This is a genomic window from Undibacterium sp. Ren11W (assembly GCF_049340485.1).
Classification (GTDB): Bacteria; Pseudomonadota; Gammaproteobacteria; order Burkholderiales; family Burkholderiaceae_D; genus Undibacterium.
Genome location: NZ_JBMPPB010000001.1, coordinates 1,340,537 through 1,366,656, shown reverse-complemented (window position 1 = coordinate 1,366,656; position 26,120 = coordinate 1,340,537). Strand labels below are relative to the sequence as shown.

The following is a 26,120-nucleotide window of genomic DNA, read 5'->3' as shown; positions in this document are numbered from 1 at the left end:
CTCATTAGAGTGACTATGACCATTACCGTTAAAACTGCTTTATCCATTGGTATCGAATTCGATGGCAAGCTCATCAAAGACTTTACCGTCCGTCCGGCAATCGTGCGCGATAGCATAGAATCGATAGAAGAGCTGGGCGCGGGCTGCTCCAAAGCGCGTCTGCGTGTCGCGATTGAGGCGCGCCAGGTGACATTCGATGGCATTCCGCCAGAGGCGCACGGTACAGACCTGGTGCTTGGTCTGTGTGATAAAGATTATGGTGCATTGACCGACGCCATCGACGAGGTTGAAAAAAAGCTCTCGGCGCAGAGCAAGCCATAAAGTGGGTTCGTCAGGCGCAAATCCTGCTTGGACGGGCGGGATTTGACCCGCAGTCGGTGATAGACATGAGCGAGGCGGAACTACACTCGCACATCAACCACCTTGCGCCGCCAAACGCTGGCAATAATGCGGAAATTGCGCCAGCCGGAACCACGACCCACATTAGCCAATCGCGTCTGCGCCGTAATAAAAAATAAAAGCAGCATCTGGAATCACTCCACCAACCTCAGTAAAGTAGGATCTGTTATGAGCGCCAATTTAGAACTTGCCATGGTCTTACGTTGGCGTGGCAATGAGGTCAAGACCGGCCTTTCTCAGTTACAAGACGATCTGCGGCACACTGCCGATGTCGGCAAAAGTACCTCCACCCGGCTGATTGACGGCACTCGTGCAATAGAACTAGCAAACCGATCCCTGGGGCATCAACAACAGAAAACCGGTGATACTGGCCGCAGCACCTTCGAGCGTCTCATCGATAGCACAAATAAGCTAGAGGGTAGTACCACAGTGCTGGGTCGTACCTACGACGCCTTGTTAGGTCGAATCTGGACGTTAAGCCGCCAGCGCCCAGGTGATCAACTGGCCGATAGCGTGCGCCGCGCCGGTCATGAAGCTGAAAAAACTACTACCGCCCTAGACAAGTTAAAAACAGCCGGGCGGCTCGCCGCTGGTGCCTTCGCTGGTGCGGCAGCGGCCAAGTTCATCGTCGCCGAACCGCTCAACAAGACCATGGACTTCGGTATGCGTTTGGCTGGCATGGCTAACACCGCTTTTTCTGATCGTGACAAGGAAGGCCGCATCGCAGGCAAGACAGAACTTAACACATCGATAGAGAAGTCGGTGCGGGAAGGCGGCGGCACCCGCGACCAGGCTGCCAGCACCTTGGATACTTTGATTGCGGCAGGTACCATGAGCGTTAAAGATGCAATGGCCTTGCTGCCTAGCATTACCAAATCAGCCACGGCCTCTGGCGCTGATCCTACGCAGCTAGCTAATATCGCATTAAGGGCGATGGCGACCTTTAAGATTGGCGCCAAGGATATTCCCAGAGTCTTTGACATGGCCACCACGGCAGGACAGGAAGGCGGTTTCGAGTTAAAGGATATGTCTAAGTGGTTGCCTCAGCAAATGGCAGCAGGTCGCCTCTCTGGACTGTCTGGTATCGATGGCCTGGCCAAGATACTCGCGGCCAACCAGGCATCCGTCATCACGGCGGGGACTAAGGATGAAGCGGGTAATAACCTGGTCAATTTGCTGGCAAAGATCAACAGCCAGGACACCGCCAAAGATGCCCAGAAACTGGGGATAGATTTACCAGGCACTTTAGCTGCAGCGCGTACAAAGGGGATAGATTCGCTGGATGCGTTCGTGCGCCTTACCGATATGACGGTGGGCAAGGATAAAAAATATCAAGCTTTGCGCAAGGGTGCCGCAGGTGCAAAAGGCGACGATGCACGCGCCAACTTTGAATCACAGGCAGATATTTTGCAAGGTTCAGTGATTGGCAAATTGATCCAGGATAGACAAGCCTTGATGGCACTGGTCGCTATGATGAACAACAGCGAATACGTCAAGAATGTAGAAAGTAAAACTAAACTGGCTAACGGTACGACAGACAAGAATTTTGCAGTCATGGCCAACGAAGTCGGATTCAAAAAGCAGCAAAAAGAACAGGAAAGCGAAATCGCTGCTTACAAAGGTTTTAGCGCACTCGATGGTCCACTCAAGTCAGTGCTCGACCATTTGATCGCTTCGTCGCGTGAGTACCCGACCTTTACCGCAGCCATGAGCGTGGCCACCACGGCGCTGACTGCATTGGCCGCTGCCGCTGGTGCTGCCAGCTTGGCCAGCATCTTGACCAAAGGCGGGGCGGGTAGTGTCGTTGGCGCTGCCGCAAGTGGCGGCATCCTTTCACGTATCATGGCCTCGACTGGAGGTGCCTTGACCAGACTTCTAACAACCGGCGCTTTCGCAGCCTCCATGCCAGCCAGCAGTTTTATCGCTGGAGCGCCGCTGGTCGCTGCAGGTGGTGTGGCCGCTGCCGGAGCGGCTGGTTACGGTGTCGGTTCCTTGATCAATAAGGCCATCGAAGGGACAGCATTAGCCGACGCCATCGGGCGCAGCATCGCCATCGCCATGGCTGCGATGGGAAGCAAGGAAGCGCGTGAATCGATAGAGGCGGAGCGCCGTTTCGCATCGATTCCGCTAGACGTTAAAATTACCGTAGAAAACGGCAATATCGCAGCAGAAATAGACCGCAGTAATCAACGTCAATCTTTGCGCAACTAGGTTACGCGACTAAGCATTCCCGCTAAGCGTAACAGCCGCTACCACCGAACCCCATCCACCTTATAGCCCTACGTGCGCACGCGTAAGCTGCGCGCATGACTTGGGCAAATAATCTTCTACCAGCGAGCTTTCGCACTATTGAATTCGACATGTTATCCGTCGATGACGAAGCGACACGCGCATTAGCACGGCACGCTTATCCGTACACGGATGGTGCGGACGTAGAGGACATGGGGCGCGAAGCCCGCAAGGTCTCAGTCAAAGCGATTTTCTTTGGCGATGACTATGAACAGCGTCTGCAAGAATTCCTGATCGCGCTTGATATGCGCGGCGCTGGCGTTCTGGTGCATCCTGTGTATGGTGTCATGCAAAAAATGCAGGTCAGCAGCTATCGCACTTCTCACGTAGCAGACACACCTGATTCCTGCACAATCAGTATCGAATTTGAAGAGTCGGTCACCGCCGAACCTTTCTTTGACCGCAATCTGGCAAGTCAAAAAGCCGATGCCGTCGATGCGGCTGCAAATAATGTAGAGGCGGCCAATGCTGCAGTGCTAGCCGCCGAGTGCAACAAAATCGAAACGGCTGCTAACGGTGGTTCTATGGAAGCGCTCAGCCGCATTGGCGCTATGCGCCAGCAAGCGGTAAGTTTTTTACTGACGGTCAATAATGAAGTACACGGAGTAGTCACATCGATCAGCGATCCTATCCGTAACGTGCTGGGTTTTGTGGCCGACGTGACTTCAGCTTGCCAATCCATGGTCGATATCGTGCCGACTGAACTGGAGTATTTGCAAAACTTTGCGACTAGCAGTTTCAATAAAGTTGACCGCTTATTATCTACCTCTTCTTTAGTGCCCGTCGTCGCCAGCGCCAACAATCCACCTGCCAGCTATCAGGCATGGTTAGCGACCACGACGGCCAATGCCATCAGTTTAACGCCGTCTGTTATTCCAGGCGCAGGCGCGGGGGCTGGTTCAGGTTCTGGCAGCGCGGGCTTATTCATACCAGCGTCGTCCACCTATTTGGTGTCGGCAGCACAAAGCACATTAGATACGCAAGTCTTAACCACCTACTTCAAGGTGCAATCTGCGGTCGTTAAATCCCATGTGCTGGCCACGGTCATGGCATCGGAATCGGCTGAGCCACATTTAACGCCTGGTCAGGTGGAACAACTGGTTAGCACTATCCGTACCTCCGTCAATAATGCTATTACATCGGTCAGAGCGCGCTACAACGTCGAGCAAGCGCGAGCCATCACAGAACCCTTAAAGACTTTGGCGCTCACCGCCCAAGAGTCTGGCCGCAGCATCCTTAATGCACGTCCACCTTTGACAGTCAGATTGGTCGACTCCCCCGCACCGCTGCGCCTCCTTGCCCATCTCTGGTATGGCAACCACGCCAGATCATTGGAGCTGCAACGTCTCAACAATTTGCGTAGGCCGAACAGCATCAGCACAGGAGACAAGCTCAATGCCTATGCAAAATGATTACGCGGTACAGGACAATGAGATCGTCTCCTTATTGATCGGTGGCCAGGCGCATTCCACCTGGGAGGCTTACGAGATTGACTCCGATCTGCTGATCCCTGCAGATGCCTGGCAATGCGTGATCGCCACCGGAAGTGCGGCCATGCCATCGAATGTAGTCGCAGGTGCCGAGATTGAAATGCGCGTAGGTAATGACTGTGTTTTAACAGGGCGTATCGATAGCATCAAACACATCATCCGCAAGAGCAACCACACTTATCAATTGTCTGGGCGTGACATGGCGGCGCAACTGGTGGATTGTTCAGCCCCCATCTTTGTGCGCAAGATGGCCACCTTGCAAGAAATCATCGCGTCGATAGTGCGCCCCTTGGGCATCACTAAAATTCGTTTGCAAACGACCTCAACTACCAGCACCCGCGAAAAGATCAACGTAGAGCCAGGCGACACCGCCTGGGAGATCTTGCGCAATTCAGCAGAAGCCGAGGGGCTGTGGCCGTGGTTTGATCCAGACGGCACGCTGGTCGTAGGTGGCCCTGATTACAGCACGCCTGCGGTGGCAGTATTGATTTGCAATACGGACGGCAGCAACGTTGAAAGCATCAGCCGTACCGACAACATCGCCGAGCGCTTTTCTGAGATCACGGTGTTAGGTCAAACCCATGCAACTCATGGCGAAGGCGGAAAACATAATTTCAAAGGCGTTGCCAAGGATTCTGGCATTTTTTGGCCACGCCCGAAGATCGTCATCGATCACGAAACAGACACCCAAACACTATGCCAGGAGCGCGCCACCAAACTGATGGGCGACTCGCGTCTAAAAGGTTTTGAAATGCAAATTACCGTGCAAGGTCATAGGATAGTCGCGCCAGGTGAGCCAGGCGATGGCAGCTTGTGGGCACCAGGCCAGCGCGTGCGGGTGGTGTCCGACTTGATCGGCGTCGATGCCGTGTACTTCATCATGGCGCGCAAGTTCTTGCGCAGCCGAGGAACAGGCACCACCACAGAACTGACCTTAAAAGAAGATGGCGTATGGGTGGTGGAAGCACATCCACACAAGCGCAAACACCGCCGTGGCAAAAATGCGCTCACGGGTGAAGTGATTAATATGGATGACGTGTAATGAATCACGAGATCGTTAACCGCGCCATTCATAAAGCGTTTTCTAGGGTGCGCCTGGCATTTCGCGCCGTGCTGACCAAGACCGAAAGCGGTACACCTATCCAACTGGTGCAAGCCGATGGTATGGCTGGCGAGCAGCTGCAGGATAACGAACTGATGCAGCACTACGGTTTTACCTCGGTGCCTTTGCCCGAGACACAAATGATTGTACTGCCCTTGGGTGGCAAGACTGCGCACGGCATCATCATTGCGACTGAGCATGTCAAATATCGCTTAAAGGCGTTAAAAACGGGCGAGGTCGCTTTGTATGATGACCTGGGTCAGTCCATCGTATTAACGCGCCAGGGCATCGTCATCAAAGGTGCAGGTTTGCCCGTGCGCATTACCAATACGCCCAGCGTCACCATCGATACACCTGTCACCCATCTCACCGGCAATCTGAATGTCGACGGCAGCATCGTCGCCGTTGGTGATGTGAGCGACCACACCAGCAAGTCAATGGCGGGTATGCGTGCCGCGTATAACGGTCACCACCATGGCAGCACTCCCACCCCAGATGCGCCGATGTGATGGATATCTACCTCGACCCACTTCAACAAGATTACCAGGTCGTCAATGGTGCGCCCGTGCGCGATCCCATGGCAGGCTTGGCCAATGCCGCCTACCTGCGCTTGATGGTGCCACTAGGGAGCTATTGGGCTGACCCATTATTAGGAAGTCGGCTGCATGAATTGCAGCGTGAAAAAGATGTGGCGCGCATCGCGGTACTGGCCAAACAGTATTCCGAGTCGGCGTTAAAACCGCTGCTTGACGATGGCCGCGCCTTGCGCATTACAGTAGGCGTAACCCGCGTTAAAGATGCCTCTGCCGCTGGCCGCCATCAATTGTCTATTGAGATCCTAGCAGCTTCAGGTGAAATCAAAAGCTTTCAATTGCCACTCAAAGTTATATAAATTAATTCGCCGGAATCGACATGAGCTTTAGTGTAAAAACCTTTGAACAAATCCGCGATGGCATACTGCGCGACATCGTCAATCAGAATCCCCAGGCGGTGGTCGGGGCTGATTCCGATTTTCGTTTGCGCGCCAATTCCTCTGCGGCTGCCGTCGAAGGTCTGTATCAATACCAGGCATGGATGTCGCGCCAGATCATGCCCGATACCGCAGACGACGATATTTTGCTGCAGTATGCCTCGCTCTATGGTTTGAGCTTAAAACCAGCAACAGCGGCGACGGGCAGCATTGCTTTTACTGGTACGCCAGGCGTCACCATCAATGTGGGCGTAGAAAGTAAATCGCTCGATGGTCAAGCCTATGTGACTACCGCATCCGGCAACATTGCGGCAGGCGGCAGTATCACGCTGGCCGCAGTCGCCAGCGCCACAGGCCTGGTAGGGAATCAGGCGGCCAATACTGCACTAACCTTGACCTCTGCGCCTGCAGGCGTTTCATCTGCTGCCCTGATTGTCACCATGCTATCTGGCAGCGACATCGAAACCAGCGCTTCTTTGCTGTCACGTCTTTTAGATCGCTTGCGTCATCCTCCGGCTGGCGGCAATAAATTTGACTATCGCCGTTGGGCTTTGGAAGTGCCAGGCGTGAGCGCCGCGTGGTGTTATCCGCTACGGCGCGGTGTCGGTACTGCCGACGTGGCGATTTTGTCAAACGGCATTCCTGCGCCACAAGTACTGCAAAACACTGTCAGAGACTACATAGAAACCGTCAATCCAGCGGGCGGCGATTGCCAGGTCTCCACACCTACACTGGTCACCATTAACGTTGTCGCCACTGTGGTGTTATCCGGTGTCGTACTGGCCGATGTCCAGGCTAGCGTGTTAAATGTTTTAACGGCCTATATTGCCAGCCTCCAGCCTGGCGACACCGTAATGCGCAGCCGCATTCTGGCCAGCATTACCGATGTCTCAGGTGTCACCGACGTGAACTTAACTAGTCCCGCGACTAGCGTCGTCACCTTGATCGATGCAACGCATATTCAACTCGCCACCATGGGGACAGTCACGCTCTCATGAATACGCATATTGATTTTTTAAAACTGCTACTCCCGCCTGTCGCCTATGACAAGGCCGCGCAGTTCCTGAGTACCGAGTTAAGCGCCGAAGCGAATCAACTTGATGCCTTCCAAGCCAGTGTTATGGCCATGTTGCTGGAGATTGATCCGCGCACTACAGTGCAACTCTTGTCGGATTGGGAGCGGGTCTACGGCTTGCCAGATCAGGGCTTGATGACGGCGACCACTATTGCAGAGCGCCAGGCGCGGCTGACGGCCAAGGTCTTGCAAACAGGCGGCCTGTCAAAAGCCTACTTCCAGTCGCTGCTGGAGCAAGCAGGCTATACCGTCATCATTGACGAGCCGCGTGGCTTCTTCGCAGGCGTCAATCGTTGCGGTGACCGCATCTACAGTCCTCCGGCAGTCTGTTGGTATTGGCGGGTGCGTTTGCGCCGTAATGGCCAAGTCATCTCAGCGGCCAATCGCAGCCAGGTACGTGCCTGGTTAGATAATTTTAAAGCCGCCTTTTCCTTTGTCGATTTGGAAGATTAACCATGCAAAGAATAAACACTACCGATCATCAGTTTCATGATGGAGACCCATTCAATCAAATCCAGGGCACGGCGGTGACAGCGGCGTTCTTGAACTCAACTCAGGAAGAAATTGCCTTTGTGATCGAAGCGGAATCCTTGGTTTTAGATCCGCTTGATAACACTCAGCTCTACCAGGCATTACTGCATATGCTGGCTCGCCTTGCCTTTGTCGAGAGCAAGCCAAAACGTTACTTTTTTGGACAATTTTAAGGACTACTTATGGCTTCAGGAAAATTAGGTTCGGCGGATCTTGGCGCTGGCGTTGATACCTTACTTTACACATGCCCAGCGCTTAAGCTGGCCACCGTGAATATTAGTCTGTGCAACCGAGGTGCGGTGCCCACCACCGTACGAATTGCCGTTGGCACTGGCGGAGCGCCTGCAGTAACGGATTATCTGGAGTACGAAACACCGCTGCCTGGGCCTGGCGTACTGGAGCGCACAGGCATCGCCGTTTCTGCCGGTGAGAAGATATGGGCGCGCACGGTACTGGCAACAGTTTCCGCCCGTGCGCACGGCTTTGAGGAGCCAGCTTAATGGGACGCTATGTCACCGCCACGCCTGCGCCTGGTGCAACCTCCGTCATTGCACCGCTCATCCCTGGTGTACCTGTATTCGGCTCCGGTATACGGCAAATTTTCACTTCATCCGGCACGTTTGTCAGCGATGGAAGACAAGTAAGGGTGTATGTGATCGCCGGTGCGGGTAATGACGCGGCATCGTCCGTCGGCGCTGGTGCTGGCGCTGCATCGGCGATAGTGACCCCACCGTCCGGCAACATCAACATTGTTGTTGGCGCTAAGCCAGGTGGCGTTTCGTCATTCGGAACGGGAGCCTATCTGGTCGATGCAGGTGGCGGCAGCAATGGTAGTGCCGCCACTTCTGGCTGGAACTCTGGCGGCTCTGGCACAACAGGAACGCTGCTTTCCAAGGGAGACTCAACTGGTAACGGTGCGAAGGTTGGTTTTTATGGCCCAGCTCGTAGCGGCTTTCCTTCTCTTCCGTATGGGATCGGCGGCGGCACCGCCATCGAAGGCGGCGGCGTGGTCATTGTTGAATATTAAGAGGCGCACAAAATGAGATACGAAATTTTAAACGGTGCGAATGTGATTAACACCATCTTGGCCAGCGCAGAATATATGACAGCGAACTACGCGTCAGGCACCTACCGCCTGGCTGTAGATGTCATTCCCGTAGTTGTGCCCAACACTAAAATCACGCGGCTTGCCTATCTAATTCGACTGGGCGATGAGCTGGAGGCGATTTACACGCTGGCACAGAGCAACGTCAAAGTACAAATTTACAGAGACAAGGTACTAACGGCGGATTGTATTGATCTGACTGACCCAGAGGTAATCGCCGGACTCAATTTAATGAAAACGGCGGGCATCTATACCTCAACACGCGTCACTGAAATCCTAACGAACGCGATTACACCAAGAGAGGCATTTACAGGATGAGCCGATTAATACTTTTTGCCCTGTTCTTGCTGTGCCAGGTGGCGCATGTTCTTGCTTCAGTCTGGATGCTGCTGGCCATCATCGTGGGTAGCCCACGCGCCTGGCGCATTGCCGTTTCCTACGACCAGTTAGCCAACGCGGCCACGGGTGGCAGCGAAGATGAAACGATCAGTAGCAGAGCCTACAGAGGGACACAGGAAGGCAGGCGTGGCTGGTGTTTGTTATGTCACTTGCTGGATCGCCTAGATAAGCGGCATTGCGTTAAATCTGAAGGTAGTTGATTTAAAAAGAACAGAGCGACCAAGGCGATGCGTCAACATCACTCTGGTCGTTCGATTGCAGTCAGTACCTGCGCACAAACCAAGGCTCTGCCACCCCGTACGGAGGCGGCGAATCTTAGCACAGGGGCGTTAAATGCAGGAAATACGATGTGGCAATTGCCATAAAAAGCTAGGTGAAGGCGACTATCGCAGGCTCAATATCAAATGCCCACGATGCCGCACGTTAAATATGTTGAGCGCCGAGAGCGCCACACCAGAACGCCCAGGAGCGTCATTAGAAGCAATCAACAATGACAAACCCCATCATCCCCTGGTTAGGAGGCAAGCGCCGCTTAGCCGATAGACTGATTCCTTTATTCCCAAAACATGAATGCTATGTAGAGGTGTTTTGCGGTGGCGCAGCCCTGTATTTCCTGCGCCCCTTCCCAGCGGCCACCGAAGTCATCAATGACATCAACGGCGAACTCGTGAACCTATACAGAGTGGTACAGCACCACCTGGAAGAGTTTGTCCGGCAATTCAAATGGGCGATCAGCAGCCGCCAAATCTTCAAATGGCAGAAAGACACACCGCTGGAAACTCTTACTGACATCCAGCGCGCTGCCCGTTTCTACTACTTACAACAGCACGCCTTCGGCGGCAAAGTCAGCGGCCAAAACTTCGGTACCGCCACCACAGGCTCACCGATCAACCTATGCCGCATAGAAGAAGCCCTAAGCGCCGCCCACCTCAGATTGTCCGGCACCTACGTAGAAAACCTCACCTGGCAAGACTGCATGAAGCGCTACGACAGGCCGCATACCTTCTTCTACTGCGATCCACCGTACTGGGAAACCGAAGGCTATGGCGTTGACTTCGGCTTTGAGCAATACCAACAAATGGCCGACTTCATGCGCACCTGCAAAGGCAAAGTCATGGTCAGCATCAACGACCATCCAGCCATCAGGGAAGCATTTAACGGTCTGCACATGATGGGCTTGGACATCAAATACAGCGTATCAAACACCCACGGCCAGCCTGAAACCAGTAAGGAACTGGTGATATTGAACTGGGAGCCGACGATCATGGACAGCCTGTTCTGATCGAATATATTATATAAAAGCCATTTGATGACACTATAATAAATAGCCCAAATGGCACTCGACTCCTGCAATTTATCTAAAAGAAAGCAATAATGAATTTTATCCCGACTAAATTTTCACTTCCAAAAATGGCTTTGGTAATGGCTGTAGTAGCGTTAAGTGCCTGCGCATCAACACCTGCTTCTGTACAAAGCAAACCAATTCCCAGGTATGTAGGGGAATCTGATCGCATTACTCAAGACGGAAAGCAAATATTCGGAGCTGGTAGCGTGTCAGAATATCAGCACTTTGCACAACAAGCTCAGATGTACAAATCAGCGTTAAGTCACAAATCAGCGATGTCGACGAATATTTTAATGAATGATCGTAGTAGTGCAATTGTGACCCGAGAATATCCTGTAGGCTCTTTTGAAACCAGTTTTGATAAGAATGCGGAAGTGATTTTTAGTTTCCAGCCCTGCAGCCATATACAGGCAGAGGGATACAATGTTCTAAAGTGCTTGGATCAACCAGCACAACAAGCAATCGTCATCAGAAAAAACGCCACGTTAAAAGGTGGTCAAGTCGTGGCGGTTCAGTTTCCAAATGGTCTTGAGTGGACATATAGCGTTCTCGATCAGCCTGAAGCATATATAAAGAATTGAACTGGCAATCAATGATCTAGACAAAACAAAGGGGCGGCTAGCCCCTTTTTAACGCAAGTGCCATGCCCGCTAATTCATCCACCTCAAAGCAGCGTTAAACCTAATACGCTCCCTGTGCCAATTTTAACGCCAGAGGGACAAATAACCCGCAAAAATGCCGAGGTGTTCAGCGCCAAATAAGCTGCAAATGAGTGCCAAAATCGGCGCGGCGTTACACTGAGGTCAGTAATGTGTGTTCTTGAGAATCCCGACACGCGCCGGACACTGAGCCGGAAAATAAAAAAGGACTGACAGTCTAAAAACTGTAAGTCCTTGATTTTATTGGTCGGGACGGAAGGATTCGAACCTTCGACCCCGTGCACCCCATGCAGCGACTTAAAGTGGCTTAGAGCTATCGTGCATGCGGGCTTTATGGGTGCAGCGTTTAATATACAGTGAAAAATTAAATGTAATTTTTCATCCGTAACGGTAGCTAGAAATAATTGATATTAAACGCTTTTTCAGGGAAAAGCGCGGTTCAGGATGGATGCGGTAAGTAGCTTTCAAATGGGTATTGATGTCGGTTGATGTGTTGTTAATTCGAGATGTCTAAGCATTATTGGCTGCATCCCCCCCCGATTTGCGTGTTGTCTGCAAGCTAGTACTTAAACTGAGGGGCTCATTGCCAGATTCTCATCCTCACTCTTAGTAAATAAAGAACTTTCGGACTGGGCCATTCATATCCTCGTTTTCCTCGCACTTCCTAGGCGATTCAAGCCGCCAGTAATTATTACTGGAGTCTTCGCATCTTTTTGTGAGTGCAACATTGTCTGAGAAGCAAATGTTTTACTTGGAGTTAACGTGTGCTCAGTGTACAGTTATGTTCACTTTTTAAAATCACGTTAGTTAATCCCGAGTTAAATATCCAATTACAAATAGGAGTTCTTCATGAGCAATGTGGCTACGAAAATTGACAACATGTCTTTGTTTGACGGTAAGTCATCGCAGTTATTGATCATGGGGAAAGTCAATACATTTAAAGCAAAAGCCGGAGAGCATTACCGCATTTTCAAGCACCGGGAAGGCGAGGAAGGGCAACTGGTTGATGATCTTATTGCAAAAAAATCGGGCAATGATCTGCAACTCGATTATGCAGACGGCACTCAGGTTCACCTTGTAAATTACTTTAAAGAATGTGATAGTGCATCTTGTAATATCACCCTGCCGGGAGACCGCGGAAGCGAATTCAAATTGAGCGGAGATAGTGCAGAGGGGGCCGATCTGGGCGATGGCAGTCATCTTGTTTATGTCCATGGCACCCATGATGTTGTGATGGATATGGCGCAAAGCAATACCGCATTACTATCTACTTTATCCGGTATCAGCGGAACTGAAATTACCTATATTCCACCAGGAAATACTCATGCGTTTGTCGCATGGGCAGGCGGGACTGCGCTTGCTCTTGGTGGTATTGCAATGGTAAACGGGGGGAGCAGTCATGAAACTGTCATAGCGCCACCCACACTTGTACACAATATTGTGAATATTTCGGTAGTGGCAGGTCCCGTTATCGAAACCAATGGCTTGACGGTGAGTCTTTATCAGTCAGATGGCACTACGCTGCTTGGTACCGGAAAGCTGAGTGCAACAGGTACATTCATCTTTGACGTCGGTAGTTATACAGGTGTGGTTATTGCCAAGGTACGAGATAACGATAGCGGTGCCAATACAAATGACTATATCGACGAGGCAACCGGACAAGCACGTGACTTAACTGCCAATTTGATGGCAGTGGGCGTGGTTAATACTGGTATTGCAAACCTCAATATTAATGTTTTGACCACGATTGCGGCTGCCAAGGCGGGGGCGGTGTTTGATGGTGCTAGTGCCAAAGCTATTACCGTAGATTCTGTTGTTCAAACGAATGCCGCCGTAGCCAATGCCTTTGGATTAGCGGATCTTGCTGAGAGTCCGGTTGTTACGACCGTAAACACCTTAGGCTCTGCTAATGCCAGTTTTACCCCGGATTCGTTAAGTGCGGCAGAAAAATATGGCGCTGTTCTCGCGGCCTTCTCCGGCATGGATGTCGGCAATGGTGGCAATATGCAGGCGACAATAGATAATGTGACCGCCGGGCTTAATGTTACGGGCGGCACAGCGGTACTTAATACGGAGGTACTGGACAGCCTGATTGTCGGGGCGAGAGCTGCAGCAGTGAATGCCAATGGAACGGGGGGCGCCAGTTTAAGTGCTGTGATCTCTGGTTTAACCGTAAAAACCAGTCCTTCTGTGAGCATTAATCATATTGCTATCGATGATGTAATCACAATTGGTGAACCCAATTCTGTCATTAGCGGCACGACGGTAGCCGGGGCCACCGTTACCTTGAGTATCGGTGGTCATAATCAAGTCGCTATTGTTACGGGAACAACCTGGAGCTACATCGTTACCGGAAGTGATATCAATGCGATGGGGCAAGGCGGGGAGACGATTTCTGCGATCGCCACACTGACCACCGGTGAAACGGCGATAGCGACGCGCAGTATTGTGGTCGATACCGTTCCGCCAACCGTGCTGATTGGTAGTAATGACATCCAATTAACTCTGGGTGATGTCGCAACGCTGACATTTACGCTTAGTGATGCCGCTAATGATTTTGCTGCAAATGACATTATTGTTACAGGTGGCGTCCTGAGTAATTTTGCGGGCAGCGGAAAAACCTATACTGCGACTTTTACGCCAACGCCAAACAGTAACGCGCCTGCAACCATCAATGTGTTGAGCGGCAGCTTTACCAGTGCATCCGGAAATTTGAATTTAGCCGCAAGCGAATTTACCTTAATCGTTGATACTACCGGCAATGCTGTGCCACTGATCACTTCTGGCACAGCGGCTTTTGTAGCTGAAAATGCCGCCACTAGTGCGGTCGTCTATACCGCCACTGCCAGCGACGCGGATGTCGGAGCTGTCTTAAGCTATAGCCTCAGCGGCCAGGATGCCGCAGCGTTTAATATTAATTCAGTTACGGGTGTCGTTACTTTAATTGCTGCGGCCGATTTTGAAACAAAGTCCAGCTATAGTTTTAATGTTATTGTCAGTGATGGTAAATCTAGCAGCACACCAAAGGCGGTAACGCTGACGGTGAATAACCTCGACGAAGTGGCGCCGACCATCACGTCGGCAGCGACGGCCACGGCGCTCAACGAAAACAGCGGTGCCGGGCAGCTCATTTATACGGCGACTTCGACCGATAGCGGCGATATTGCCACTGGTGCTACGGTGTACAGCCTGAAAGCGGCGACCGGCGATGTGGCGCTGCTCAGCATTAACGGCAGCACGGGGGCAGTGACGCTGGCCGGCAATCCTGACTTTGAAACCAAAGCGAGCTACAGCTTTACCGTGGTAGCCACGGATGCGGCCGGCAACGCCAGCGAAAAGGCCGTCACTCTGGCGGTGAACAATCTCGATGAAGTGGCGCCGAGTATCACGTCGGCAGCGACGGCCACGGCGCTCAACGAAAACAGCGGTGCCGGGCAGCTCATTTATACGGCGACTTCGACCGATAGCGGCGATATTGCCACTGGTGCTACGGTGTACAGCCTGAAAGCGGCGACCGGCGATGTGGCGCTGCTCAGCATTAACGGCAGCACGGGGGCAGTGACGCTGGCCGGCAATCCTGACTTTGAAACCAAAGCGAGCTACAGCTTTACCGTGGTAGCCACGGATGCGGCCGGCAACGCCAGCGAAAAGGCCGTCACTCTGGCGATTAATGATCTTGTTGATGAAATCGCACCGCAGGTTAGCTCCGTTGGGATTAGTAGTGCAACCGGAGCACAAAACAGTATCCTTAATTCCGGTGACGTTGTTTCAGTGACAGTGACAATGGATGAAGCAACGGTTGTTAATACAGGCGGCGGTACGCCAAGAATTGCTTTAAATATTGGTGGAGCCTCTGTTTATGCCAACTATATATCGGGTTCCGGAACAACGGCTTTGTTGTTTCAGTATGGCATTCAGGCAGGACAAAGCGATATAAACGGTATCAGTATTGATGCAAATAGTCTCAGTGCCAATGGAGGTACATTGCGGGATGCTGCCGGAAATGCTGCGATGTTGACTCATATTGCAGTAGCGGATAATGCAAGCTTCCTGGTTGATACCACCACACCCACGGCTAACTTTACTAGTGCAACAGATGATGTGGCAGGGTTAACGGGCTTATTAAGCAGTGGTGACAGAACCAACGACACCAGTTTAGCTTTAGCCGGTACTTGTGAAGCCGGCTCGACCGTTCATGTTTATAACGGCGCAACTCTGCTGGGAGCCGCTATAGTCAGCGGAACCAGCTGGAGTTACAGTGCCGCCATCACCGATGGCACCACTTACCAGTTTAATGTCAAGGAAACGGATTTAGCCGGAAATACCAGTGCCGCGACCAGCAACTTCACGGTGATTGGCGACAGCAGTGCGCCTACCGCAAGTTTGACGAGCGTGACGGATGATGTGGGCAGTGTGACGGGATCGCTGATTAGCGGCGCTCGCACCGATGACGCCAGCCTGGCGCTGGTAGGCACTTGCGAGGCAGGTTCCACCGTAAATATTTATGACGGTGCAACGCTCCTGGGGGCTGCCACGGTCAGTGGCACCAGCTGGAGCTACAATGCGGCGATCGTAAATGGCACGACTTATCAATTTAATGCCAAAGAAACGGATATCGCAGGGAGCACGAGCGCGGCCACCAGCAACTTTACCGTGATTGGCGACACCACCACGCCAACTGCTAACTTTACCAGCGCGACCGATGATGTGGCTGGGGTGACGGGCTTATTAAATAGTGGTGACAGAACCAATGACACCAGCTTAGTTTTAGCCGGCACCTGCGAAACCGGCTCCAATGTGAATATCTATGACGGAGTCACACTGTTGGGTGTTGCGACCGTCAGCGGGACCAGTTGGAGCTACAGTGCCACCATCACCGATGGCACCACTTATCAGTTTAATGCTAAGGAAACGGATTCTGCCGGCAATACCAGCGCGGCGACCAGTAACTTTACGGTGATTGGCGACACCACCGCGCCAACCGCTCACTTTACCAGTGCAACGGATGATGTGGGTTCGCTCACAGGAACGCTGATCAGCGGTGGCCGCACGGACGATACCAGCCTGGCCTTGGCCGGTACTTGCGAGGCCGGTTCCACCGTGAATGTTTATGACGGCGCAACCCTCCTGGGGGCGGCCACGGTCAGCGGCACCAGCTGGAGCTATACCGCCACGCTGGCGAATGGCGCAACCTATCAGTTTAATGAAAAAGAAACGGATGCTGCAGGTAACACCAGTGTGGCCACCAGTAGCTTTACCATCACGGGCGACACCTCCGTGACGGCTCACCTGAACAGTGTGACTGACAATGTGGGCAGTATCACGGGGGCGCTGGTCAGTGGTTCGCGCTCAGATGATTCCAGCCTGGTGTTGGCGGGGACCTGCGAAGCCGGCTCGGTTGTTTATATCTACGACGGTGCATCCCTGATTGGCGCAGGAACGGTCAGCGGAACCAACTGGACTTATACCGCTTCCATTGCGGATGGCACCAGTTATTTATTCAACGTGTCAGAAACCGATACGGCGGGTAATAACAGCGCTCACACCAGTAATTTTGCGGTAACCGGCGACACCAGTGCGCCCACTTTAACCAGCAGCACACCGGCTGATAATGCAACTGCCGTTGCTGTTAACAGTAATATTGTGCTGACCTTTAATGAAAATGTGCTGGCGGGCAGTGGCAATATTGTGATCAGTAATGGCGGCGCGGATGTCCGTACCATCAGTATTACTGACTCCAGTCAGGTTTCGATCAGCGGCGGGGTGGTGACCATTAATCCTACTGCGGACCTGGCGGGGGGCACGCACTACGATGTCACCATGAGTTCAGGGGTGATTACCGATACCGCCGGTAATAGTTTCACTGGCATTGCGCAGAATGCCCGTGATTTTGATACGGCTGCATCGCTCAATTCATCAATCGTGATCTTTGATCTGGTGCAGGGGGTTACTTCTGCCCATAGCTCCCGCACCTTTGCTACCGGAGTGGATTACACGATTTATATTCGTGTGAACAGCGGCAATGTACCGCTGGCGCATTCCGGAGCACACGGGGACACATGGGGGCAATGGACCGGGGCGAATAATCTGGATGCCAATGACAAAGTGATCCTGGTTGGCACGGGTTCTGGGGTCAATATTGCCAGCGGACAGGCCGTCAATGCCCGCGGTCAGGGCTCAGGCCCGGGAACGATTCAGTGGGGCAGACTGGGTGGTTTGTCCTCCTGGGCGGCGAACCTGACCAATACCGGTTTGTTCCGGCGCAATTTCAGCGGCAACCCTGTCGGGGGCGCAACGATGTCTAATGGGATTTATCTGTGGCATGCCAATGGGGTGGCCAATAATGGGCCATGGTCGAATGTTCATGGCTTCCCTGGAAAAGCGACCGGGGCGCTGTGGATGAATGCCTTGCCGGCCAATGTACTGACTACGCAGGGATTGGCCTCATAAAACCGTGCTTTGCAGGGGTAAGGCCGCCGCGCTGGTTTGGCGCCTTTTAAATAGTCAGCACTGGGGAAGCTCACGTTTATTTAATACAAAGAGGTTTTGTGGCGTGATCGCCCCGGTTTATCGGCCTTCTGGCTCTGTGGTTCAGGGCCGGGAGGATCCCTTTTGCTTCTCCTGCAAGCGGTTTCTTTTTTTTAAATATATTCCTGGAATCAACTTCCTCCTGATGGTTTATTTAAATATTCTTCGCTCTCTGGCAGATCAGCAGCAATTTAACGAGCTTAAAGCCAATGCTCAGGCTTTATGGTCAGAAAATGGTCAGCTGGCTGCCTTGCCTTTGCTGGCGCTGGCCCATGCAAAATTGGGTGAATACACCGAGGCCAGCGAGGTGTGCGAGCAGGCCGCCGCGCATGAGGATGAGCTGGACTTAGATGCCCGGGTCGATCTTGCGGGTGCCTATTGTGTTTTATTGCGCTGGCAAATCGCCTTGCCCCTGTTAGAGGCGGTGCTTGAACAACAGCCGGAACATGCTCTGGCATTGGCAAGATTGGCCTGGTGTCGTATCTGTGAGGGCCGGGTGGCGGAGGCTCGGCAGCTGTATGCTCGTTCGGCTGCGCTTGAGCCTCAGCGGTTTTCCGTGTGGAGTGCGCTGGCCCGGCTTTGTCTGCAGGAGGGCGATCTGCTTGCAGCGCAAGAAGCCCACGACTCTGCCTGTGTGGATACCCATGCATTGCGTGCAGAGGTTGCTGCAGAATTTACTGTTCAATTACAGGCTTTGCAGCTTGAAATTCAAGTTGCCGGCGGCGAGATCGCTAAGGCTGAGCAATGGCTGGAAGCGCATGTCGCCTCTTTAAGTGAAGCCACCTGGGTGCGTCTGGTGCAGGGGTTTACCCTGCAGCTGGCCGGGCTGGATCAGCATGCTGCCGCCGATGATTTTTTACGCGCCGCACTAAAATATTATCCTGAAAACCTGGATTTGATTTCGCAAATGGCCGAACTTGCCCAATGTCAGGGGCAGATTCCACAATCCATTTATTTATTGCGCCGCGGTATTGCTCTGGCCAGAAAGCAAGGTCAGCCAGAAATCAGCTGGTGGGTCAGGTTGTCAGGTGCCTGTGTACATCAGATGGATCAGCTGGCCCGCCAGGCGGCCGAAACGGCGCTTGAGCAGGCAGAGGCTCTGCAAGAGGATGAGCGCGCCTCTGCAGAGGCGATCCAGGTGTTGCGCTGGCAGGCTAAAAATGCGCTGGCACAGGTGGAAAGCCAGGATCAGCATTTTGCGGTGGCCGAAATCCTGTTCCGGGAAATTCTGGTAGAAAACCCATGGTTCTTGCCGGCAATACAGGGGCTGGGCCAGCAACAAATGCAATGCGGCCAAATTGAAGAGGCCATTACCTTATTTGAGCGGATCAAAGAAATTGACCCTGCCAAGGGCTATTCGGCGCTGATTAATGCCCGCCGGTTTCCTGAAGATAAAAAAACGCTGGACCGGCTGGAATGGATGGCCAGACAGCCGAGCCTGGTGGGACGCAGCCAGCCGGGTTTTTTATTGCAGCTGGCCAGTGCATGGGAAAAGCAAAAAAATTACGAAAAGGGCTTTGCTCTGGCGGCTGAGGCCAATCTGGGTAGTAAAAAATTCCTCTCTTACGATCCAAAAGTGCACCGGCAAAGCTGTGCACAGATCCGCCATGCCTTTTGCAAAGAATTGTATGAGCACCGCAAGGGTTGTGGCGTGGCATCCAGCCTGCCGGTGTTTGTATTGGGCATGCCGCGTTCGGGGACCACGCTGATCGAGCAGATTTTAGCCGGCCACAGCCAGATTTGCGGGGCAGGCGAACTGGGCATTATTCCAGCCCGTATTCAAGGGTTAAACCGCTGGGAAAGGAATACCGGCTCGGGTCGCAGCTATCCCGATTGCATTGATGATTTAAATGCCACCACGGCGCAAGGGATTGCCAATGGCATTCTGGAGGAATTGCAGGTTTTTGATCCGGATGCCCGCCATGTGGTGGATAAGCTGCCACACAATTTTGAAAATATTGGTCTGATTAAGTTTTTATTTCCGAATGCTCGGATTATTTCGGTGCGCCGTGATCCGCGTGATATCGCGATTTCCAATTATTTTATGGATTATCAGGCCAAATTTGGCGGTATGGGTTTTGCCTACGATTTAACGTGGATTGGTGAGCAGTTAGCTGACCATAATTTACTGATGCAGCACTGGCATCAGCTTTTTCCGGGTGAAATCCTGGAAATAAATTATGAGGATGTGGTTGAGGATACTGAGGGAATGGCACGCAAAATGCTGGATTATATTGGCGTGGACTGGGAGACGCAGGTGCTGAACTTCAGTGAACTGGATCGCCCCGTTAAAACCGCCAGTGTCTGGCAGGTGCGCCAGCCGATTTACAAAACATCCAAAGCCAAATGGATGCATTACGAAAAATACATTGCGCCTTTGATTCAGGGCACGAATCGCAAAATTACATGGGAGCCGATCGAGATGGTGACTTTGCCAGAGGCTGGTTTACTGACCGATGGGGTTATGCATTATAAACAGCAGAAATTTGCCCAGGCTGAGCTGAGCTTCAAGAAGTTATTGCATCATATTCCAGACCACGCTGCAGCCAACTATATGCTGGGACTGATCTATGTGCAGTCCGATGATATCCATGATGGCATCAAGCTGATGGAGAAAGCTCTTCAACAGTGCCCCTGGAAAGCCGATTGGCGTGAGGATTTAGCCAAAGCCTATGAGCTGGCTGGTTTGCCCGAGAAAGCGGCAGGGGTTCGACAGTCCCGCGAGCCACTGGCAGATCATTCCGCGGAAGCTGACTGGCGCCAGAACTCAGGCCTGTCTTCAATGCAGATAAACGGAGCACAGGCTTGAGTATGACAATCTGTTTAACGAGTAAAAAAACGTGGATATTTGGGCTGCTATGCAGTTTTGCTATGGCGAATTTATCTGCTGCCGGTGAAATGAGTGGCATTGAAGGTGCATTGCGGGCCACCGTGAAATTAAACCCGACGCTGAAGGCGAAATTGTCGGAAGTAACAGCCTCAGGTTTTGATGGTGATGTGGCCAGAGCACAGCGTTTTCCATCATTAAGCGGTCAGTGGGCAGCTAATGATGATCATACCCGGCCTGGCAGCGTACGTTTACGACAGCCATTGTGGGCCTTTGGGCGGATCGACAGCAGTATTAATTTTGCAGATGCGTCATTAACGGCCAATCAGGCCGATTATATTCAATTGATGCGTCAAGTCATGGATTTGACCGTTACCTCTTATGCGCACGTGCAGGGCTCGAAAGCGCGGTTACAGATTGCGGAAGACAACTTACAGAGTCTGACCAAACTCTATCAGCAAATCCAACGCCGCCAGCGAGGCGAGTTAGCTTCAGTTGCTGATGTCCGGCTTGCGCTAGCTCGTATGTTGCAGGCGCAATCACAAAAGGATAGGTATCTCACAGAGCTGGATGTCGCCATGGAAGATTTACTATCCCTGACACTGGTTCCGGTGGATGCAAAACCAGCTATTCCCGCTACCCTCTTGCAGTTACCAGTTGCGGCCGATCTGGCTCCCCTTGCGCAGGAGCAGAGTGCTGTTGTGCAGTTGAAATTACAGCGTATCAAGCTGGCCCAAGCCTTGGTTGCCCGGGAATTGACTGCATCAATGCCCACTGTTTATTTGCAGGGCGATCATGTTTTTAATCAAGCTTTTGTAACGGATAAAGCACGCGTCAGTATTGTGCTTGAAGCCAGCTTGGACGGGATGGGTTTTTCAACGATAGGCAGAACCCGGGCTGCTGATGCGCGGGTACAGGCGAGTACCGATGATTTGAATGCGGCGCGAAACGAGATTCGCCGTACGGTAACTGGCTTATTAAGCAATCTGCAGTTGCAGAAAAACCTGGAGAAATCACAGGCCGAGTCGGTCACTGAGGTGAACGCGATTTTAGACTCTTATCAAAGGCAGTATGAGTCCGGGTTTAAAAGCTGGCTGGACGTTTTAAATATGCAACGTGAATTAACTGAGCAGCGCTTGCTGCAGGTACAGGCAAGTAATGACGGGCAAGTCAGTGCGCTCAAACTTAAAGTTTTAATTGGCGGGCTTGATTATGTTATTGACCAGCCGGAGAGATAAATAATGGTGCCTGATTCAAATAAATCCGTGGATGTGGAGTTAACAGCTAAGGAATCTTCTCCAGTCAGAGTAATCTCTGCCGTACTTTTGCATCAATTATTACTCAAGCTGGGCTTGGCGGCGGAGCTGCCATTGCTGATTGCGGCATGTGCCAAAGCGGATCATTTATCTGCTGTTAATTCTGCCGATCAGGCTCGTTATATTCTGGCTCAGGCGCTGCTTAAAGGAGTACAGCCGGTTCAGCTGATATGGCGCCGGCTGGATTTACGGCGTTTACCGGCATTGGTCTGGTACGAAGACCAATGGTATCTGGCAGAGCAGGGTGAGACTGGAATGATCTGCCTGACAGATCAAGCTGGACAGACGCAGGAAATCAGCGATGCACCCTTGCAAAATTCGCTGGTTGTATGGCTTCGTGCAACAGCGCAACGCTCGAAGTCGATCACGCCGGAATTCAGAAATAATCAGGCCGCCCATATGGTGTGGCGCGAGTTGTTTCGTGATTCATCCTGGGTGATTAAGGTGGTGATTGCAACCTTGATTATTAATGTCATTGCCATTGCCACTTCGCTGTTTGCTATGCAGGTATATGACCGGGTAGTGCCAACGATGGCCTATTCTACTTTGACGACGCTGGTGGTTGGAATGGCATTAATTATTAGTCTTGATTGGTGCCTGAAAGTGGTTAGAGCACGGATTTTGGATAGTGTCTCTGTGAAAGTGGATAAGCAGGTATCGCAGCAAGTTTTTGATCATTTGCTCCATCTGCGATTAGATGTTCAGCCTAAAAGCCTGGGAACGCTGGCGGCACAGGTCAGTGGCCTTGATTCTGTGCGGCAGTTTTTCTCATCGGGAGTTATTTTTGGACTGATTGACCTGCCCTTTGCGCTGATGTTTATCGGCGTGATTGGTGTGATCGGCGGCAAAGTGGGATGGGTTTATGCCAGCTTATTACCGATCGCGCTTATTTTAGGTTTTGTAACGCAGATTCAACTGCGTGATTTATTGCTTAAACAAATGATACGTAGCAACGAAAGACAAGGGGTGCTAGTTGATGCTATCCGTGGTGCTGAGTCGATTCGTTCTAGTAACGCCACATGGCGGTTTTCTGAAGAATGGCAAAAAATCACCGCTTCGATTGATGGCTATAATATTCAGCAAAAAGCGATTAACAATTTCTCTAATGTAACGACAAGCACTTTATCCAATATTGCTTATGTGGCTGCAGTTGTGGTCGGGGTCTGGCAGGTTGAGCTGGGCCAGTTGACGATGGGAGGCATGATTGCCTGCAGTATTTTGGGCGGACGGGTCATTGCGCCGATTGCGCAGGGGATTCAATATATTACTCAGTGGCAAGGTGTCAGTCAGTCATTGAAGATGGTTAATCAAGTCCTTGATTTGGATTTAGAGCGCCGGCCAAATCAAACCTTATTATTGCCTGAGCATTTACCTGAGAGCATTGAATTAGACAGGGTTCGGTTTGCTTACCCTGATTCTCCCATCCAACAAATTAATATTCCGAAACTGGCGTTCCACTCCGGGGAGCGGGTTTTACTGGTGGGGGCGGTTGGTTGTGGTAAGTCTACTCTGTTGAAGGTAATGGCGGGTTTATATCGCCCGAATGAGGGCCGGATTCGCTTGGGCGATGCGGATCTATGGGAAGTTGATCCACAGCTGGTCGCCAGTCAGACGGGGTATTTGCCACAAATGGTACATCTCTTTAAAGGGACTTTGCGCACCAATTTAACGCTCTCCGGCACAGGCAGTGACTCAAAACTCCTGAAAGTGATCCGGGCTCTCGGCGTCGATGCCATTGCCGCAAATAATCCATCTGGCATGGATCTTGGAATAAGTGAGGGGGGGGAAGGGTTATCCGGCGGACAGCGTCAACTGGTGGCTTTGTCGCGGGTGATTATTGGTGCGCCCAGGATTTGGCTGCTGGATGAACCTACCGCATCGCTGGATGCTGAGAGTGAAGAAAAAGTCTGGGCCGTTTTGGAAGAGTTTGTTTTGCCAGAGGATATTCTGATCGTGTCCACTCATCGGCCCATGTTGGGAGCTAAGTTAGCAACGCGGGTAATTCTGATGCAGCAAGGTGAAATTATTAAAGATGGAAAGCCTGAACACGTGATTCCTCAATTATTTACAAGAAAACCGCTTGCCCCGCGGCCAACAGGTATGCCGCAAATCGGAGGGCCGCACAATGGGGTTTAATCGTGGTGATACGGATGATTCTTCGCAGCAGGCGAAGGTAGCTCGGCTGGAAAACTATCATTCCCGCAGTCATGGCGCCCTGTTTGGCTTACTTGCTCTCGCCATGGTTGGTTTCATTATATGGGCGATGAATTTTAAAATTGATGAAGTCACCCGTACCAGCGGCGAAGTGATTGCGAGCAAGCGGGTGCAGGTGATTCAGGCGGTTGACGGGGGAGCCTTATCCAAACTAATGGTGAAAGAGGGAGATCACGTTAAGATTGGGCAAGAGCTGGCCCGGTTGGAGCAAACGCGGATAGGAGCTGTCGTTGCCGAGGTTGAAGCTCGGTTATTTGCCTTGCAGTCCAAGGCGATTCGCTTAAGGGCGGAGGTGACCGGAGCACCTGTGTTGGTATTTTCCGGGGAAATTCCGGCCAGCCATCAGGAGATTGTTGATGTCGAGCGTGCTCTGTTTGCTCAGAGGCGAATTGGTATTGGAGAAGAAATCAGAACCTTGAAGGTGGGGGTTGATCTTGCACGTAAAGAGAAATATCTGGTTGAACAACTCTTAAAATCGGGTGATGTCAGCGGTTCCGAAGTGCTGCGAGTCGAGCGATCCCTGAATGAGGCCGAAGCACGCTTGGCAAACCGGAAAAATAAATTTCTTGAGGACGCCCGGATCGATTTGTCTAAAGCCGAAGATGAAATTGCGCAAAATGCACAGATTGTAACTCGCCGCAAGCAAGAACAAGAGGACAGCGTTTTTGAGGCCAAAGTGGCAGGTATCGTAAAAAATATTCGAGTGACTACCGTTGGCGGCGTGTTGCGCGCAGGAGAGGAAATTATGCAGATCATACCTATTGATGATCAGTTGATTATTGAAGCCAAGATTCGCCCTGTGGATATTGCACACATCCGGCCGGGTTTAGCTGCGAGTATTCGCTTTGATCCCTTTGACTATACAATTTTTGGTAGCGTACCTGCCAAGGTTACCTATGTTAGTGCTGACACCTTAAAAGAGGAAAAATCTCGCGGTGAAGACATCTATTACCGGGTGCATTTGGCCGCGGAATCTTATCCTGCGATAACAAGTACCGGGAAGAAGCTGGAAATATTACCGGGTATGACGGCTCAGGTGGATATTCGCACTGGGGAGCGTTCTCTGATGGACTACCTGTTAAAGCCAATCAGAAAAACACTGACAGAATCATTTGGCGAGCGTTAAGAGCTATGAATTCCAACATGAAACTTGATGTTCAAAAAAATCAGGTGTTCTGGCAGAACGGATTATTAGACCGCTCGCAACGTGAAAAACGTAACGAGCACAAGGGCACCGTTGTTTGGATTACGGGTTTATCAGGTTCGGGTAAATCGACGGTTGCATCTGCGGTTGAATACAACCTGTATCAAGAAGGGTTTCAAACCGTACGCCTTGATGGGGACAATGTTCGTCATGGCCTTTGTGCTGATTTAGGTTTCTCTATTGAAGACAGGCAAGAAAATATCCGCAGAGTGGGTGAGATGGCCAAACTACTGTTAGAGCAGGGGATGGTCGTCATTGTTGCCTTGATTTCACCATTTGCTGCTGCTCGCCAGAATATTCGGAATAGTATGGAACATGGCGATTTTATTGAGGTTTACTGCCATTGTGATATTGATATTTGTAAGGAGCGGGATACTAAGGGATTGTATGCTAAGGCTGAGCAGGGTTTAATTAGCATGTTTTCGGGTGTTTCTGCTGAATATGAAGCACCAATTTCGCCGGAACTGATTTTGTATACTGGCGTTGACGATGCCAATACTTCGATTTCGCAGCTTACAAATTATCTGAAGCATAGATTGGTGGCAGGGTAATTGCCCTATTTTTTGTGAGTACTGAAAATAAGGGGGGGGCTTCGCTATTTGGAAAATAGGCAAAAAAATAGCTCCAAATTTGGAGCTTTTCTATATCGTGACCATTTTTTGATGCA

General features: G+C 51.6%; 22 protein-coding genes. All 22 read left to right on the top strand.

Annotated elements, in window-relative coordinates; genetic code table 11:
* Nucleotides 1–15 precede the first annotated feature (15 nt).
* The 22 genes from ACO0K8_RS06030 to cysC all read left to right on the top strand — a co-directional run bounded on the left by ACO0K8_RS06030 (nucleotide 16) and on the right by cysC (nucleotide 26,004).
* Nucleotides 16–321, top strand: coding sequence for a hypothetical protein (locus ACO0K8_RS06030; RefSeq protein ID WP_422945711.1), 306 nt, complete (start codon nucleotides 16–18; stop codon nucleotides 319–321).
* 246 nt (nucleotides 322–567) lie between these two features.
* Entirely contained in the window at nucleotides 568–2,610 is a 2,043-nt protein-coding gene (locus tag ACO0K8_RS06025) for a phage tail tape measure protein (protein ID WP_422945710.1), read from the top strand.
* 95 nt (nucleotides 2,611–2,705) lie between these two features.
* Nucleotides 2,706–4,100 carry a DNA circularization protein gene (locus ACO0K8_RS06020; RefSeq protein WP_422945709.1) on the top strand — a complete coding sequence of 465 codons (1,395 nt, stop codon included), beginning with the start codon at nucleotides 2,706–2,708 and terminating at the stop codon, nucleotides 4,098–4,100.
* A complete protein-coding gene (locus ACO0K8_RS06015; protein WP_422945708.1) occupies nucleotides 4,084–5,220 on the top strand; it encodes a phage baseplate assembly protein in 1,137 nt (378 codons plus the stop codon). Before ACO0K8_RS06020 ends, ACO0K8_RS06015 begins: the two co-directional genes overlap by 17 nt.
* Complete coding sequence (locus ACO0K8_RS06010; protein WP_422945707.1) at nucleotides 5,220–5,789, top strand: phage baseplate assembly protein V; 570 nt, start codon at nucleotides 5,220–5,222, stop codon at nucleotides 5,787–5,789. The genes ACO0K8_RS06015 and ACO0K8_RS06010 overlap by 1 nt, the downstream gene beginning before the upstream one ends.
* On the top strand, nucleotides 5,789–6,172 hold the full coding sequence (locus tag ACO0K8_RS06005) for a phage GP46 family protein (protein WP_422945706.1): 384 nt from the start codon (nucleotides 5,789–5,791) through the stop codon (nucleotides 6,170–6,172). Before ACO0K8_RS06010 ends, ACO0K8_RS06005 begins: the two co-directional genes overlap by 1 nt.
* Before the next feature lie 20 nt (nucleotides 6,173–6,192).
* The gene (locus ACO0K8_RS06000; RefSeq protein WP_422945705.1) at nucleotides 6,193–7,248 is read left to right on the top strand and encodes a baseplate J/gp47 family protein; all 1,056 of its coding nucleotides are present in this window, start codon (nucleotides 6,193–6,195) and stop codon (nucleotides 7,246–7,248) included.
* Nucleotides 7,245–7,778, top strand: coding sequence for a putative phage tail protein (locus ACO0K8_RS05995; RefSeq protein WP_422945704.1), 534 nt, complete (start codon nucleotides 7,245–7,247; stop codon nucleotides 7,776–7,778). Before ACO0K8_RS06000 ends, ACO0K8_RS05995 begins: the two co-directional genes overlap by 4 nt.
* Before the next feature lie 2 nt (nucleotides 7,779–7,780).
* Complete coding sequence (locus ACO0K8_RS05990; RefSeq protein WP_422945703.1) at nucleotides 7,781–8,029, top strand: hypothetical protein; 249 nt, start codon at nucleotides 7,781–7,783, stop codon at nucleotides 8,027–8,029.
* Nucleotides 8,030–8,038: 9 nt separating this feature from the next.
* Nucleotides 8,039–8,356 carry a hypothetical protein gene (locus ACO0K8_RS05985; RefSeq protein WP_422945702.1) on the top strand — a complete coding sequence of 106 codons (318 nt, stop codon included), beginning with the start codon at nucleotides 8,039–8,041 and terminating at the stop codon, nucleotides 8,354–8,356.
* Entirely contained in the window at nucleotides 8,356–8,883 is a 528-nt protein-coding gene (locus ACO0K8_RS05980) for a hypothetical protein (protein WP_422945701.1), read from the top strand. The genes ACO0K8_RS05985 and ACO0K8_RS05980 overlap by 1 nt, the downstream gene beginning before the upstream one ends.
* A 12-nt stretch (nucleotides 8,884–8,895) precedes the next feature.
* Nucleotides 8,896–9,279, top strand: coding sequence for a hypothetical protein (locus ACO0K8_RS05975; protein WP_422945700.1), 384 nt, complete (start codon nucleotides 8,896–8,898; stop codon nucleotides 9,277–9,279).
* On the top strand, nucleotides 9,276–9,560 hold the full coding sequence (locus ACO0K8_RS05970) for a hypothetical protein (RefSeq protein WP_422945699.1): 285 nt from the start codon (nucleotides 9,276–9,278) through the stop codon (nucleotides 9,558–9,560). The genes ACO0K8_RS05975 and ACO0K8_RS05970 overlap by 4 nt, the downstream gene beginning before the upstream one ends.
* 133 nt (nucleotides 9,561–9,693) lie before the next feature.
* Complete coding sequence (locus tag ACO0K8_RS05965) at nucleotides 9,694–9,903, top strand: Com family DNA-binding transcriptional regulator (RefSeq protein WP_422945698.1); 210 nt, start codon at nucleotides 9,694–9,696, stop codon at nucleotides 9,901–9,903.
* Entirely contained in the window at nucleotides 9,851–10,642 is a 792-nt protein-coding gene (locus tag ACO0K8_RS05960; protein ID WP_422945697.1) for a DNA adenine methylase, read from the top strand. Before ACO0K8_RS05965 ends, ACO0K8_RS05960 begins: the two co-directional genes overlap by 53 nt.
* Before the next feature lie 92 nt (nucleotides 10,643–10,734).
* The gene (locus ACO0K8_RS05955; RefSeq protein WP_422945696.1) at nucleotides 10,735–11,286 is read left to right on the top strand and encodes a hypothetical protein; all 552 of its coding nucleotides are present in this window, start codon (nucleotides 10,735–10,737) and stop codon (nucleotides 11,284–11,286) included.
* Between the two features lie 927 nt (nucleotides 11,287–12,213).
* A complete protein-coding gene (locus ACO0K8_RS05950; RefSeq protein WP_422945695.1) occupies nucleotides 12,214–17,814 on the top strand; it encodes a beta strand repeat-containing protein in 5,601 nt (1,866 codons plus the stop codon).
* 223 nt (nucleotides 17,815–18,037) lie between these two features.
* On the top strand, nucleotides 18,038–20,701 hold the full coding sequence (locus ACO0K8_RS05945; RefSeq protein ID WP_422945694.1) for a sulfotransferase: 2,664 nt from the start codon (nucleotides 18,038–18,040) through the stop codon (nucleotides 20,699–20,701).
* A 2-nt stretch (nucleotides 20,702–20,703) separates the two neighbouring features.
* Nucleotides 20,704–21,957 (top strand): TolC family protein, encoded by a 1,254-nt coding sequence (locus tag ACO0K8_RS05940; protein ID WP_422945865.1) that lies wholly within the window; start codon nucleotides 20,704–20,706, stop codon nucleotides 21,955–21,957.
* A gap of 3 nt (nucleotides 21,958–21,960) precedes the next feature.
* A complete protein-coding gene (locus ACO0K8_RS05935; RefSeq protein ID WP_422945693.1) occupies nucleotides 21,961–24,171 on the top strand; it encodes a peptidase domain-containing ABC transporter in 2,211 nt (736 codons plus the stop codon).
* Nucleotides 24,161–25,375 (top strand): HlyD family efflux transporter periplasmic adaptor subunit, encoded by a 1,215-nt coding sequence (locus ACO0K8_RS05930; protein ID WP_422945692.1) that lies wholly within the window; start codon nucleotides 24,161–24,163, stop codon nucleotides 25,373–25,375. Before ACO0K8_RS05935 ends, ACO0K8_RS05930 begins: the two co-directional genes overlap by 11 nt.
* 17 nt (nucleotides 25,376–25,392) lie before the next feature.
* Nucleotides 25,393–26,004: an adenylyl-sulfate kinase gene (gene cysC / locus ACO0K8_RS05925; RefSeq protein ID WP_422945691.1), complete on the top strand. Its 612-nt coding sequence runs from the start codon at nucleotides 25,393–25,395 to the stop codon at nucleotides 26,002–26,004.
* Nucleotides 26,005–26,120 lie beyond the last annotated feature (116 nt).